General features: G+C 60.3%; 12 protein-coding genes and 1 tRNA gene. 6 read left to right on the plus strand and 7 right to left on the minus strand.

Annotated features, from left to right (window positions below):
• Positions 1-31: 31 nt before the first annotated feature.
• Positions 32-1,738 (minus strand): electron transfer flavoprotein-ubiquinone oxidoreductase, encoded by a 1,707-nt coding sequence (locus C6571_RS14240; RefSeq protein ID WP_106447275.1) that lies wholly within the window; start codon positions 1,736-1,738, stop codon positions 32-34.
• Positions 1,739-1,880: 142 nt separating this feature from the next.
• Here C6571_RS14240 and C6571_RS14245 point away from each other — a divergent pair, with 142 nt between their 5' ends.
• Entirely contained in the window at positions 1,881-2,663 is a 783-nt protein-coding gene (locus C6571_RS14245; RefSeq protein WP_106447276.1) for an SDR family oxidoreductase, read from the plus strand.
• Between the two features lie 215 nt (positions 2,664-2,878).
• Positions 2,879-3,301 (plus strand): acyl-CoA thioesterase, encoded by a 423-nt coding sequence (locus C6571_RS14250; protein WP_106447277.1) that lies wholly within the window; start codon positions 2,879-2,881, stop codon positions 3,299-3,301.
• Positions 3,302-3,403: 102 nt separating this feature from the next.
• Here the strand turns inward: C6571_RS14250 and C6571_RS14255 are convergent, their stop codons facing one another.
• The 3 genes from C6571_RS14255 to C6571_RS14265 all read right to left on the minus strand — a co-directional run bounded on the left by C6571_RS14255 (position 3,404) and on the right by C6571_RS14265 (position 6,335).
• Positions 3,404-3,991 (minus strand): peroxidase-related enzyme, encoded by a 588-nt coding sequence (locus C6571_RS14255; RefSeq protein ID WP_106447278.1) that lies wholly within the window; start codon positions 3,989-3,991, stop codon positions 3,404-3,406.
• Between the two features lie 128 nt (positions 3,992-4,119).
• Positions 4,120-5,580, minus strand: coding sequence for a catalase (locus C6571_RS14260; RefSeq protein ID WP_106447279.1), 1,461 nt, complete (start codon positions 5,578-5,580; stop codon positions 4,120-4,122).
• A gap of 212 nt (positions 5,581-5,792) precedes the next feature.
• Entirely contained in the window at positions 5,793-6,335 is a 543-nt protein-coding gene (locus C6571_RS14265; protein ID WP_106447280.1) for a PAS and helix-turn-helix domain-containing protein, read from the minus strand.
• A 76-nt stretch (positions 6,336-6,411) separates the two neighbouring features.
• Here C6571_RS14265 and C6571_RS14270 point away from each other — a divergent pair, with 76 nt between their 5' ends.
• The gene (locus C6571_RS14270; protein ID WP_106447281.1) at positions 6,412-7,149 is read left to right on the plus strand and encodes a CoA transferase subunit A; all 738 of its coding nucleotides are present in this window, start codon (positions 6,412-6,414) and stop codon (positions 7,147-7,149) included.
• 1 nt (position 7,150) lies between these two features.
• On the plus strand, positions 7,151-7,789 hold the full coding sequence (locus C6571_RS14275) for a 3-oxoacid CoA-transferase subunit B (RefSeq protein WP_106447282.1): 639 nt from the start codon (positions 7,151-7,153) through the stop codon (positions 7,787-7,789).
• An 81-nt stretch (positions 7,790-7,870) separates the two neighbouring features.
• Here C6571_RS14275 and C6571_RS14280 read toward each other — a convergent pair.
• The 3 genes from C6571_RS14280 to C6571_RS14290 all read right to left on the minus strand — a co-directional run bounded on the left by C6571_RS14280 (position 7,871) and on the right by C6571_RS14290 (position 9,416).
• A tRNA-Ser gene (locus C6571_RS14280) sits at positions 7,871-7,960 on the minus strand.
• 72 nt (positions 7,961-8,032) lie between these two features.
• Complete coding sequence (locus C6571_RS14285; protein WP_106447283.1) at positions 8,033-8,953, minus strand: SPFH domain-containing protein; 921 nt, start codon at positions 8,951-8,953, stop codon at positions 8,033-8,035.
• A gap of 37 nt (positions 8,954-8,990) precedes the next feature.
• A complete protein-coding gene (locus C6571_RS14290) occupies positions 8,991-9,416 on the minus strand; it encodes an NfeD family protein (RefSeq protein ID WP_211300640.1) in 426 nt (141 codons plus the stop codon).
• 162 nt (positions 9,417-9,578) lie between these two features.
• Between C6571_RS14290 and C6571_RS14295 the strand changes: the two genes are divergently transcribed.
• Together C6571_RS14295 and C6571_RS14300 are read left to right on the plus strand one after the other, a co-directional pair.
• Positions 9,579-11,957, plus strand: coding sequence for an arginine/lysine/ornithine decarboxylase (locus tag C6571_RS14295; protein ID WP_106447285.1), 2,379 nt, complete (start codon positions 9,579-9,581; stop codon positions 11,955-11,957).
• A 157-nt stretch (positions 11,958-12,114) separates the two neighbouring features.
• Positions 12,115-12,675: a fasciclin domain-containing protein gene (locus C6571_RS14300; protein WP_106447286.1), complete on the plus strand. Its 561-nt coding sequence runs from the start codon at positions 12,115-12,117 to the stop codon at positions 12,673-12,675.
• Positions 12,676-12,717: the final 42 nt, after the last annotated feature.

The following is a 12,717-nucleotide window of genomic DNA, read 5'->3' on the forward strand; positions in this document are numbered from 1 at the left end:
CCCATCAATCGTTGACAGCTATCAAACTTGATTACATGCCCGAGTAGTTCGGGCCGCCGCCGCCTTCGGGCGGAATCCAGACGATGTTCTGCGTCGGGTCCTTGATGTCGCAGGTCTTGCAGTGCACGCAGTTCTGCGCGTTGATCTGCAGCCGCTGTGCATTGCCACCCTTGGCCTCGTCCGGCACGAACTCATAGACACCGGCCGGACAGTAGCGTTGCTCGGGGCCAGCGTACTTCGCCAGGTTGATGGCCACCGGCACGCTGGCGTCCTTGAGCGTCAGGTGCGCCGGCTGGTTCTCGGCGTGGTTGGTGTTGCTGATGAACACGCTGGAGAGCCGGTCGAAGGTGAGCTTGCCGTCGGGCTTGGGGTAGACGATGGGCTTGCACTCGGCGGCGGGTTTGAGGCTGGCGTAGTCGGGCTTGTCGCGGTGCAGTGTCCAGGGAATGTTGCCCTTGAGCACGAACTGCTCGATGCCGTTCATCAGCGTGGCAGTGGTCAGCCCCTTCTTGAACCAGGCCTTGAAGTTGCGTGCCTTGTTCAGCTCGGTGTAGAGCCAGCTTGCCTCGAACGCCTTGGGGTAGGCGGTCAACTCGTCGTGCTGGCGCCCGGCGGCAATGGCGTCGAAAGCAGCTTCGGCTGCCAGCATGCCGGTCTTGATGGCAGCGTGGCTGCCCTTGATGCGGCTGACGTTCATGTAGCCGGCCTCGCAGCCGACCATCGCGCCACCGGGAAACACGGTTTTCGGCAGGCTGAGCAATCCACCGGCCGTCACAGCGCGAGCGCCGTAGCCAATGCGCTTGCCCGGCTTGATGCCCTTGGATTCGTCGCCTTCCAGGTACCAGCGGATGTTGGGGTGCGTCTTCCAGCGCTGGAATTCCTCAAACGGGCTCAGGTAGGGGTTGCTGTAATCGAGCCCGGTGATGAAGCCGAGCGACACGGTGTTGTTCTCGGCGTGGTACAGAAAGGCGCCGCCATAGGTGTCGGCATCCATCGGCCAGCCGGCAGTGTGCAGTACGAAGCCGGGCTGGTGGCGCGCCGGGTCGATTTCCCAGACCTCTTTTACGCCCAGGCCATAGGCTTGCGGGTCGCAATCGGCATCAAGCTTGAAGCGCGCGATCAGCTGGCGTCCCAGGCTGCCGCGTGCGCCTTCGGCGAACACCGTGTATTTGCCAAGAAGCTCCATGCCGAGCTGGAACTCACCTGTGAGTTCGTGGTCCTTGCCCACACCCATGTTGCCGGTGGCCACACCCTTGACGCTGCCATTGTCGTTGTAGAGCACTTCGGCGGCGGCAAAGCCAGGGAAAATTTCCACGCCCAGCGCTTCGGCCTGCTCGGACAGCCAGCGCGTGACGTTGCCCAGGCTGACGATGTAGTTGCCGTGGTTTTGAAAGCACTGCGGCAGCACAAAGTTCGGCGTGCGGAACGACGACTTTTCGCCCAGGAACACCATGGCGTCGTCGGTGACGGGCTGGTTGAGCGGGGCGCCGAGTTCCTTCCAGTTGGGAATCAGCTCGGTCAGGGCCTTGGGGTCCATGATGGCCCCCGAAAGAATATGGGCGCCGGGCTCGGAGCCTTTCTCAAGCACCACCACCGAAATTTCTTTCTCGTGCTGCGCAGCAAGCTGCTTGAGCCGGATCGCGGTCGACAGGCCGGCCGGCCCGCCGCCGACGATCACCACGTCGTATTCCATGGATTCTCGGGGGCCGTGGGCGCTGAGGATTTCTTCGTTGGTCATGGCGTGCAACTATGCGTTTGATAATGAACGGATTCTCGGGCCCCCGCCAAGCTGGCGGCTGTCCGGCATGCGACCGATTGTATTCAACGGTTCATCATAATCGAACGATCGTTCTATTTTGAATTTTTCAAGGAGTGAATAAATGGCCTACAGCATCGACCTTTCTGGCCGCGTGGCGTTCGTGACGGGCGCGTCCAGCGGTCTGGGCGCGCAGTTTGCGCGCACCCTGGCGCGCGCCGGCGCGGGCGTGGTGCTCGCCAGCCGGCGCGTGGAAAAACTCAAGGAGCTGCGCGCGCGCATCGAGGGCGAGGGGGGCGACGCGCACGTGGTCGAGCTGGATGTGACGGACCACGATTCCATCAAATCTGCTGTAGCGCACGCCGAGACCGAGATGGGTTCGATCGACATCCTGGTCAACAACTCGGGCGTTTCGACCACGCAGCGCCTGCAGGATGTGACACCCCAGGATTTCGACTTCATCTTCGACACCAATGTCAAAGGCGCCTTTTTTGTGGCGCAGGAAGTGGGCAAGCGCATGCTGGCACGCTCGCGTGGCGCAGCGCCCGGCAGTTTCACTGGGGGGCGCATCATCAACATTGCGTCGATGGCGGGCCTCAAGGTGCTGCCGCAAATTGGTGCCTACTGCATGAGCAAGGCCGCCGTGGTGCAGATGACCAAAGCCATGGCGCTCGAATGGGGGCGCTTCGGCATCAACACCAACGCCCTTTGCCCTGGCTACATCGACACCGAAATCAATCACGATCACTGGCGCACTGAGCAGGGCCAAAAACTCATTGCCATGCTGCCGCGCAAACGCGTGGGGCAGCCGCAGGACCTGGACGCGCTGATCGTCATGCTGGCCAGCGACCAGAGCCATTTTGTGAATGGCGCGGTGATTGCGGCCGACGATGGCTTTGGCGTTTAGATTCCCCTGCGTCGCATCGCGCCTTCGTGCAACTGCCGGAGGCAGCAGCTCATCAGGGCCGTCCAAGCCTGCGCAGGCAGGCTTGGAGCCGCGGCCTTCAGCCCCCTGAGGGGGACGCCTGCGGTGGACCGGCGGAGCCAGATCCACGGTGGCACTGGTAGGAACCCCGCCGCCGCTTAGCTCATCTTTTTCATCATTTTCAATTGTTGCTTCCCATGAAAATCGAGATTCCAGCGCACAAGAAACTCGTCCACGAGATGCGCTTTCCCGTGCGCTGGGGCGACATGGATGCCATGGGCCATGTCAACAACACCGTGTACTTCCGCTATCTGGAGTCGGCGCGCATCGACTGGATGGTGGCTGCGGGCTGCAACCCCGATCCTGCGGGCCAAGGGCCGGTCATCGTCAACGCTTTTTGCAACTTCTACCAGCAGCTTCAATACCCCGACGAGGTGCTGCTCAAGCTCTACGTGAGCGACCCGGCTCGCACCACGTTTGAAACCTGGGGCACGATGGAACGCGCCGCAGCGCCGGGTGTGATTTGCGCGGCCGGTGGGGCAACGACCATTTGGGTGGATTTTCCCAAACAAAAGGCCATGGACTTGCCCGACTGGATGCGTGCGCTGGTCACGCCGTAAGCTGCGTGGAAGGCAAGCAAATGCCGCAGCGTCAAAAAGTTAGAAGAAATCGGCCGATAGCGCTTATTCCGTAAGCCATGGCAGCTATTAATTGAATAGCAATTACTTTTGCCGAGGCACCCGCCCCATCAGGTAGAACTCGGGGTTCGGCTGCATACCGGCAAAGCTGGCCATGCGGTTGCTCAGGCCAAAGAACGCGGTAATGGCGGCGATGTCCCAGATGTCCTCGTCGTCAAAGCCATGCGGGTGCAGCGCGTCGAAATCGGCGTCGTCAATCTCTGCCGAGCGCAAGCAGACCTTCATCGCAAAGTCGAGCATGGCACGCTGGCGCGGGCTGATGTCCGCCTTGCGGTGGTTCACCGCTACCTGATCGGCCACAAACGGTTTCTTTTCGTAGATGCGCAGAATGGCGCCGTGGGCCACAACGCAGTACAGGCACTGGTTGGCCGCGCTGGTGGTCGTGACGATCATTTCCCGATCGCCTTTGGTCAGGTTGCTGCTGCGGCCGGCACTCTCCGGGTCCATGAGTGCGTCGTGGTACGCAAAGAAGGCGCGCCACTCGGCTGGTCGGCGGGCAAAGCCGAGAAACACATTGGGGATGAAACCCGCCTTTTCCTGGACCTCCAGAACTTTGGCCTTGATGTCGTCGGGCAGGGCGTTGAGGTCGGGCGCGGGATAGCGGGCGGTCATGGCGTGTCTCCTTGGATGGGGGGAAGGTCGAGACCATGATACGTATTGCCGCGACCATGAAAAAAAGCGCAGTGCCATAAGGCGCTGCGCTTTGATGCTGACGAGGCAGCCGGTAGCAACCTGCTGTGCTAGACCACCTTGTTGGGTGTCGGCGTGGTTGCGCCCAGGGCCAGTGCCTTGGCTACGCCCGCGCCATAGGCTGGGTCGGCTTTGGTGCAGTTCGCAATGTGGCGCTCCTGGATAGTTTTGGATGCACCACCCACGGCGCGCGCCGTGTTGTCGAACAGGGCTTGCTGTTGCGCTGGTGTCATCAAACGAAACAGATTGCCGGGCTGCGAGTAGTAGTCGGTATCTTCGCGATGGTTCCACCGGGCGGCCGAGCCTTCGAGCGCCAGCGGCGGCTCGGAAAAATCAGGTTGCTCTTGCAGTGCGCCCTTGCTGTTGGGCTCGTAGCCCACTTCTGCGCCGTTGTTGCTGTCCACTCGCATCTGGCCATCGCGGTGGTTGCTGTGGAACGGGCACTGCGGTGCGTTCACCGGAATCTGGTGGTGGTTGACGCCGAGGCGGTAACGCTGTGCGTCGCCGTAGTTGAACAAGCGCGACTGCAGCATCTTGTCGGGTGAGAAGCTGATGCCAGGCACGACGTTGGCCGGGTTGAAGGCCAGTTGTTCGATTTCGGCAAAGTAGTTCTCGGCGTTGCGGTTGAGTTCGAGCACCCCCACGTCGATCAGCGGATAGTCGCCGTGCGGCCAGACTTTGGTCAGATCAAACGGGTGCAAGTGGTAGCTGTCCGCGTCCTTTTCGGGCATGACCTGAATTTTCAGGTTCCAGCGCGGAAAGTCGCCGTTGTCGATGGCGTTCAGCAGGTCGGCTTGTGAGCTTTCACGGTCGCGTCCTACCAGCTCGGCAGCTTCCTGGTCGGTCAGGTTCTCAATGCCTTGCTGCGTCACCAGGTGGAACTTGACCCAGAAGCGCTCGTTTTGCGCGTTCAGCAGGCTGAAGGTGTGGCTGCCAAAGCCGTGCATATGGCGGTAGGACTTGGGGATGCCGCGGTCGCTCATCAAAATGGTGACCTGGTGCAGCGCCTCGGGCAGAAGCGTCCAGAAGTCCCAGTTGTTTTCGGCACTGCGCATGTTGGTGCGTGGGTCGCGCTTGACGGCGCGGTTCAGGTCCGGGAACTTGAGCGGGTCGCGCATGAAGAACACCGGCGTGTTGTTTCCCACCAAGTCCCAATTGCCTTCTTCGGTATAGAACTTCATGGCAAAACCGCGAATGTCGCGCTCGGCATCGGCCGCGCCGCGCTCGCCTGCCACGGTGGAAAAGCGCATGGCCAGCGGCGTTTTCTTGCCAATGGCCGAGAAAATCTTGGCCTTGCTGTAGCGCGTGATGTCGTGCGTGACGGTGAAATGGCCAAAAGCCCCCGAACCCTTGGCGTGCATGCGCCGCTCGGGAATCACTTCGCGGGCAAAGTGGGCAAGTTTTTCCAGGTGCCATACGTCCTGCAGCAGCATCGGGCCGCGTGGTCCGGCGGTCATCACGTTCTGGTTGTCGGGTACCGGTGCACCGGCCGCGGTGGTGAGCTTGGACATGAGAAATCCTTTCGTTCAAAAACAAGGGGGCGAGCGGAGGGCACTTACCGAGACAACCATGGGCCTGCTCCATGCTCAAAAAATAGTAAACAACTATTTAATGCCAAACAATTGTTGTCTTTGTCTATGAAAAGGGCAAGGCAAGGGCCATCGTATTTATGCAAGGCAGCGATAGCCAGCGTCTTTGGAGGCGTACCGCGTTGGGGCAAGCCTCAGCCCGTGACGAGCTTGTGGACCAGATCGGCGGCGGTGGATGCCCCGTATTTGCGCATCAACCGGGCCCGGTAGATCTCAACGGTGCGGTGGCTGATTTCAAGCGCCTTGCCAATCTCTTTGGACGTAAGCCCTTCCAGCAAGCGCGCTGCGACTTCGCGCTCTCGACCCGTCAGGTTTGACTTCACTGCGCGCCGCTCGCTCAGGTCCTCAAGAATCCAGATGCCTGCGGAATGGGGCTCTGCCCGGTTGAGCGCCCGGCCCGACACATGGCACCAGAACATCTCGCCGTTGGCCCGCTTCATGACGCGGTTGTCCGAGTAATACCCTTTGGCGTTCAGGATCGGTTCCATGTGCGCACCCAGGCGCTCGTACTCTTCTGCACTTGGATAGAGAACGCGAAACGATTGCCCCACCAGCAGTTCGCGCGAAGCGCCAAACATGGCGCAGAGATGGTCGTTACAGTCGATCATGTCCCGATTGCGGGACACCACCATGCCCACAGGGGCCATTTCAAATGCGAGACGATAGTCAATGGGCATGGTGAAAGTATCTACGAAAAACTACCTAGTTGAATAGGTAGTATCGTCCGGTAACCCTAATAATCAGGAGAGACGCGTGAACAAGGTATTTGCTTCAGCCACCGAAGCCCTCGCGGGGGTGGTGGCGGACGGCCAGTTGCTGGCGGTCGGCGGGTTTGGGCTTTGCGGTATTCCCGAGGCTCTGATCGAGGCGCTGCAGGCCAGTGGCGTAAAGGATCTCACTGTGATCTCCAACAATGCAGGTGTCGACGGCTTCGGCCTGGGCAAACTGCTTGAGACACGCCAGATCAAGAAAATGATCTCCAGCTATGTGGGGGAAAACAAGGAGTTCGAGCGCCAATTCCTGGCTGGCGAACTCGAGCTCGAATTTACGCCTCAAGGGACGCTGGCCGAAAAGCTGCGCGCTGGCGGCGCCGGTATTCCAGCGTTTTTCACCAAAACGGGCGTGGGCACCATGGTGGCCGAGGGCAAGGAATTGCGCGAATTTGACGGTGAAACCTACGTCATGGAACGCTCGCTGGTGCCCGATGTGGCGCTTGTCAAGGCGCACCGTGCCGACAAATCGGGCAACCTGCAGTTTCGCCTGACGGCACGCAACTTCAATCCGGCCGCAGCCATGGCCGGCAAGGTCTGCATCGTTGAAGTGGAGGAAATCGTCGAGACCGGCGCCATGGTGCCCGACGAAGTGCATCTGCCGGGCATCTACGTGCACCGCATCGTGCACAACCCGAACCCGGAAAAGCGCATTGAAAAGCGCACGATTACCGAAGCGCCGCGTGAGCGCGCAGCCCAGACCGAAAAAGCAGGAGCCTGACATGCCTTGGACCCAAGACCAGATGGCGGCACGCGCCGCACAAGAACTTGAAGATGGCTTCTACGTGAACCTTGGCATCGGCATTCCGACCCTGGTGGCGAACTTCACCGGCGACAAGGAAGTATGGCTGCAGTCGGAGAACGGCATGTTGGGCATTGGCCCCTTTCCTACGGAAGACCAGGTGGACGCGGACCTGATCAACGCTGGCAAGCAGACCGTGACCACCTTGCCCGGCTCGTCCATCTTTGGCAGTCATGAAAGCTTCGCGATGATCCGTGGCGGCAAGATCAATCTCTCGATCCTGGGTGCGATGCAGGTCAGTGAAAAGGGTGACCTCGCCAACTGGATGATCCCTGGCAAGATGGTCAAGGGTATGGGCGGGGCCATGGACCTGGTGGCCGGCGTCAAACGCGTGATCGTGCTCATGGAGCATGTGGCGCGCAAGAAGGACGGTACCGAAGACCTCAAGATACTGCCCGAATGCACTCTGCCGCTCACCGGCGTCGGGGTGGTCGACCGCATCATCACCGACTTGGCTGTGATGGACGTGACGCCCAAGGGCCTCCAAGTGATTGAGCTTGCACCCGGAGTGAGTTTCGAGGCGGTGCAGGCCAAGACAGGCGTGACCTTGCTGCAGTAGGCAAGTGCTGCGCCGCGTGTGTCATACACGCTGAATGCACAAAAAAACGGGCCGCAAGGGCCCGTTTTTTTATGGTCTTTCTGGCGGAGAGGGCGGGATTCGAACCCGCGGTGGGGATAAACCCACACACGCTTTCCAGGCGTGCGACTTAAACCGCTCATCCACCTCTCCGAAGCCCGCGATTATGCCATGCGAGCAAGAGCTATGCGGGCGGATTGCCGTGCTTGAGCGGATTAACTTCGCTCAGGGATTTGCGCGTGGGGACGTTTGGATCATCTTCATCGCGGACCCAATCAGCGCGGAGACTTCCGTCATGTTGCTGGGCACGATGAGGGTGGTGGTGGCATCGGCAGCGACCTTGCTGTAAGCGTCCACGGCCAACTCTGCCACCTTGAGCTGTACCGCTTGCTCGCCGCCGGGCTGGCGAATGGCGTTGGCTACGCGCTCGATGGCCTGCGCCGTGGCATCCGCGACGGCAAGAATGGAGGCGGCCTCGCCCTGCGCGTTGTTGATGACTGCCTGTTTTTCGCCTTCTGAACGGGCAATGAAGGCCTCGCGCTCGCCAGTGGCAATATTGATCTGTTCCTGACGACGGCCTTCGGAGGCAGCAATCAGCGCGCGCTTTTCGCGCTCTGCCGTGATCTGCGCCTGCATGGCATGCAGAATTTCCTTGGGTGGCGTCAGGTCCTTGATTTCGTAACGCAGCACCTTCACGCCCCAGTTCAACGCCGCTTCGTCGATGGCCTGCACCACCTGGGCATTGATGATGTCGCGCTCTTCAAAGGTCTTGTCGAGTTCGAGCTTGCCGATCACGCTGCGCAGCGAGGTTTGCGCGAGCTGCGTTACGGCAACGATGTAATTGCTTGAGCCGTAGCTCGCGCGCATCGGGTCGGTGACCTGGAAGTACAGGATGCCGTCCACCTGCAGCTGCGTGTTGTCACGCGTAATGCAGACCTGGCTGGGCACGTCGAGCGGAATTTCTTTCAGGCTGTGCTTGTAGGCCACGCGGTCGACGAACGGCACGAGGAAGTTCAGGCCCGGCGTGAGGGTGCCGGCGTACTTGCCCAAGCGCTCTTTCACCCACGCGTTTTGCTGGGGAACCACCTTGATCGAGCGCGCGATGAAGATGATGGCAATGACGAAAACGACGATGGCGACTTCCATGAAGGCTTCCCTTTGTTGATAGTTATGTGTATGAAGCTTATGCAGGGTCCACCAGCAGCCTGCTGCCCACCAGTTCGGCGACCCGGTGCATACCTATGCTCGGCGTGACGCCGGGCCGGTGCACGGCGGTCCAGGCGGCGCCTCGGTATTTCACCACGGCCGTGCCCTCGGCATCCCATGCTTCGATCATCACCAGTTCCCCGACGTCGAGGTTCACGCTGCGATCGGCGCGCGCCGAGGGGTCCCCCGGTCGTGGTCGCTTGATCCAGTGCCAGGCTACCACGGCGCCTCCGCCGACCACCGATGCCGTGACGATTTGCACCACCAACGGAGCACCTGCGTGGGCAGCCAAGGCGGCGGCAGCGAGGCCAAAGGCCAGCATCAGCAGGTAGAAGGTTCCGGTCACCAGCTCAACTGCCACGGCACTGCCAGCCAACAACCACCAGATTGTGGATTCCGCCATCCCGATCCCCTTTCATACTCGTGTACGCGAGAGTGCCCATTCTGGGTCAAAAGGTGGGTGTGTAAGCGTGGGAGGCCGGGTTATTCCTTACACTGCGCGGTTATTTCGCTTTTTTGTGCCCAAGGGATGCGTCCCTGGGCGCGGTTACTCGGAGATTTGCGCATGAAGTTTCGCTTTCCCATCATCATCATCGACGAGGACTACCGCTCGGAAAACACGTCTGGGCTGGGCATTCGTGCGCTGGCCCAGGCGATTGAGGCCGAGGGTGTTGAGGTGTTGGGGGTGACGAGTTACGGCGATTTGTCGCAGTTTGCACAGCAGCAAAGCCGAGCCAGCGCCTTCATTTTGTCCATTGACGATGAGGAGTTCACGCTGGGCTCGCACATGGATCCGATCGTGCAGAGCCTGCGCAGCTTCATTGGCGAAGTGCGGCGCAAAAACGCCGATGTGCCTATCTATGTGCATGGCGAGACGAAAACCAGCCGCCACCTGCCCAACGACATCCTGCGCGAGCTGCATGGCTTTATCCACATGTTTGAGGACACGCCCGAATTTGTGGCGCGCCACATCATTCGGGAGGCCAAAAGCTACCTGGAGGGCGTGAAGCCGCCGTTTTTCAAGGCGCTGCTCGATTACGCAGACGACGGCTCGTACAGCTGGCACTGCCCCGGTCACTCGGGCGGCGTGGCTTTTTTGAAAAGCCCCGTGGGCCAGATGTACCACCAGTTCTATGGCGAAAACATGTTGCGTGCCGACGTATGCAATGCGGTGGAAGAACTGGGCCAGTTGCTGGACCACTCCGGCGCCATTGGCGAGAGCGAGCGCAATGCGGCGCGTATCTTCAACGCCGACCACTGCTTTTTTGTGACCAACGGCACCTCTACCTCCAACAAGATGGTGTGGCACCACACCGTGGCCCCAGGCGATGTGGTGGTGGTGGACCGCAACTGCCACAAGTCCATTCTGCACAGCATCATCATGACCGGCGCGATCCCGGTATTTTTGAAGCCCACGCGCAACCATTTCGGCATCATCGGCCCGATTCCGAAGAGTGAGTTTGAGCCGGCCACCATTCAGGCCAAGATCAAAAAGAACCCGCTGCTCAAGGGCGTGGACGCCAAAAAAGTGAAGCCGCGCGTGCTCACGCTCACGCAATCGACGTACGACGGCGTGCTCTACAACACCGAAACCATCAAGGGCATGCTTGATGGCTACGTGGACAACCTGCACTTCGACGAGGCCTGGTTGCCGCACGCAGCCTTTCACCCGTTTTATGGCGTGTACCACGCCATGGGCAAGAAGCGCACCCGGCCCAAGCATTCGGTGACCTATTCCACGCAGTCCGTGCACAAGCTGCTGGCCGGTATCAGCCAGGCCAGCCATGTCCTGGTGCAGGATTCGCAAACCACCAAGCTCGACAGGCATTTGTTCAACGAATCCTATTTGATGCACACCAGCACCAGTCCGCAGTACAGCATCATTGCCAGCTGCGACGTGGCCGCCGCCATGATGGAGCCGCCCGGCGGCACCGCGCTGGTGGAAGAAAGCATTCTGGAAGCACTCGATTTCCGCCGCGCCATGCGCCAGGTGGAAGAAGAGTTCGGCAAGAAGGACTGGTGGTTCAAAGTCTGGGGTCCTGAAAAGCTCGCGGACGAAGGCATTGGCCGGGCAGAAGACTGGATCATCCGCAGCGACAGCAAGAACAAGAAAGTCACCGCTGAAAACGGCAAGCGCTGGCATGGCTTTGGCCAGCTGGCGGACGGCTTCAACATGCTCGACCCGATCAAGTCGACCATCGTCACACCGGGGCTGAATCTGGATGGCAAGTTCGACAAAACGGGCATCCCGGCGTCCATCGTCTCCAAGTATTTGGCTGAGCACGGCGTGGTGATCGAGAAAACCGGGCTCTACAGCTTCTTTATTCTGTTCACGATTGGTATCACCAAAGGCCGCTGGAACACGCTGCTCTCGGCGCTGCAACAGTTCAAGGACGACTACGAGAAGAACCAGCCCATGTGGCGCATCCTTCCGGAGTTCTGCCAGCAACACAAACGCTACGAGCGCATGGGGCTGCGAGACCTGTGCCAGCACGTGCACGAGATGTACGCCAAGTACGACATTGCGCGGCTGACGACCGAGATGTACCTCTCGGACCTGACGCCCGCCATGAAGCCCAGTGACGCGTTCTCGCACATTGCGCACCGCACCACCGAGCGCGTGGAGATTGACCAGTTGGAGGGCCGCGTCACGGTCGGCTTGGTCACGCCGTACCCACCGGGTATTCCGTTGCTTATTCCGGGTGAGGTGTTCAACAAGAAAATTGTCGATTACCTCAAGTTCGCCCGCGAATTTGCCACGCTGTGCCCGGGCTTTGAGACCGACATCCATGGCCTGGTCGAGATTGAAGACGACGCAGGTCACGTGCGCTATTACGCCGACTGCGTCGCGGCGGGCGATGCCGAGCGCACACCCAAGCCCCTGGCCACTGCCGACAACCTGGTGCAGGTCGGAGACGACGGGCCGTTTCACCGACAAATTTGACGCCAGGCCCTTTGGGTGAAATCGCTCCCGGCGCAAGCCGCGGAGCGCTTTTTTTTTTTGCTGCGCTGAATCCACTCGAGCTTCGGGTGCGTATTGGTTGTCAGCCGCGCGATTTTTTGTTCAAGCGGTCTGCCCTTAAACCAAAAGGAGTTCTTTCATGCGCATTCAATTCAATCCCCGTGTTGCCGCTCTCGGCCTGTCTGTTGCCCTGTCTGCCGTTGCACTGCCTGCGGCGGCGCAGGTGATGGTGGGCGGCGCATCCATGCTGCCCAGCAAGGACATCATCGACAACGCCGTCAATTCGAAAGACCACACCACGCTGGTTGCAGCGGTCAAGGCGGCCAGTCTGGTCGAGACGCTCAAGAGTCCAGGCCCGTTCACCGTCTTTGCCCCTACCAATGAGGCTTTTGCCGCACTGCCCGCTGGCACCGTGGACACTTTGCTCAAGCCGGAAAACAAGCCGACGCTGACCAAGGTGCTGACCTACCATGTCGTGGCCGGCAAGTACGACGCCGCTGCGATCATGAAAATGATCCAGGACGGCGGCGGCATGGCCAAGATGAAAACGGTGGAAGGCGGCACGCTGACCGCCAAGTCCAAGGGCAGCAATGTGATGGTGATGGACGAGAAGGGCGGCACCGCCCACGTCACCATTGCTGATGTCTACCAGTCAAATGGTGTGATTCACGTCGTCGACAAAGTGCTGATGCCCAAGTAAGTCCACCGACCTGGCTGAAGCAACGCAACCGCTCGCCGTGCC

It is taken from the genome of Simplicispira suum, assembly GCF_003008595.1.
GTDB lineage: Bacteria > Pseudomonadota > Gammaproteobacteria > Burkholderiales > Burkholderiaceae_C > Simplicispira > Simplicispira suum.

Coding starts and splice junctions, on each gene's coding strand:
- C6571_RS14260 (WP_106447279.1), bottom strand. CDS start 5,580: ATGTCCAAGCTCACCACCGCGGCCGGTGCACCGGTACCCGACAACCAG.
- C6571_RS14295 (WP_106447285.1), top strand. CDS start 9,579: ATGAAGTTTCGCTTTCCCATCATCATCATCGACGAGGACTACCGCTCG.
- C6571_RS14265 (WP_106447280.1), bottom strand. CDS start 6,335: ATGCCCATTGACTATCGTCTCGCATTTGAAATGGCCCCTGTGGGCATG.
- C6571_RS14240 (WP_106447275.1), bottom strand. CDS start 1,738: ATGACCAACGAAGAAATCCTCAGCGCCCACGGCCCCCGAGAATCCATG.
- C6571_RS14290 (WP_211300640.1), bottom strand. CDS start 9,416: ATGGCGGAATCCACAATCTGGTGGTTGTTGGCTGGCAGTGCCGTGGCA.
- C6571_RS14300 (WP_106447286.1), top strand. CDS start 12,115: ATGCGCATTCAATTCAATCCCCGTGTTGCCGCTCTCGGCCTGTCTGTT.
- C6571_RS14255 (WP_106447278.1), bottom strand. CDS start 3,991: ATGACCGCCCGCTATCCCGCGCCCGACCTCAACGCCCTGCCCGACGAC.
- C6571_RS14285 (WP_106447283.1), bottom strand. CDS start 8,953: ATGGAAGTCGCCATCGTCGTTTTCGTCATTGCCATCATCTTCATCGCG.
- C6571_RS14275 (WP_106447282.1), top strand. CDS start 7,151: ATGCCTTGGACCCAAGACCAGATGGCGGCACGCGCCGCACAAGAACTT.
- C6571_RS14250 (WP_106447277.1), top strand. CDS start 2,879: ATGAAAATCGAGATTCCAGCGCACAAGAAACTCGTCCACGAGATGCGC.
- C6571_RS14245 (WP_106447276.1), top strand. CDS start 1,881: ATGGCCTACAGCATCGACCTTTCTGGCCGCGTGGCGTTCGTGACGGGC.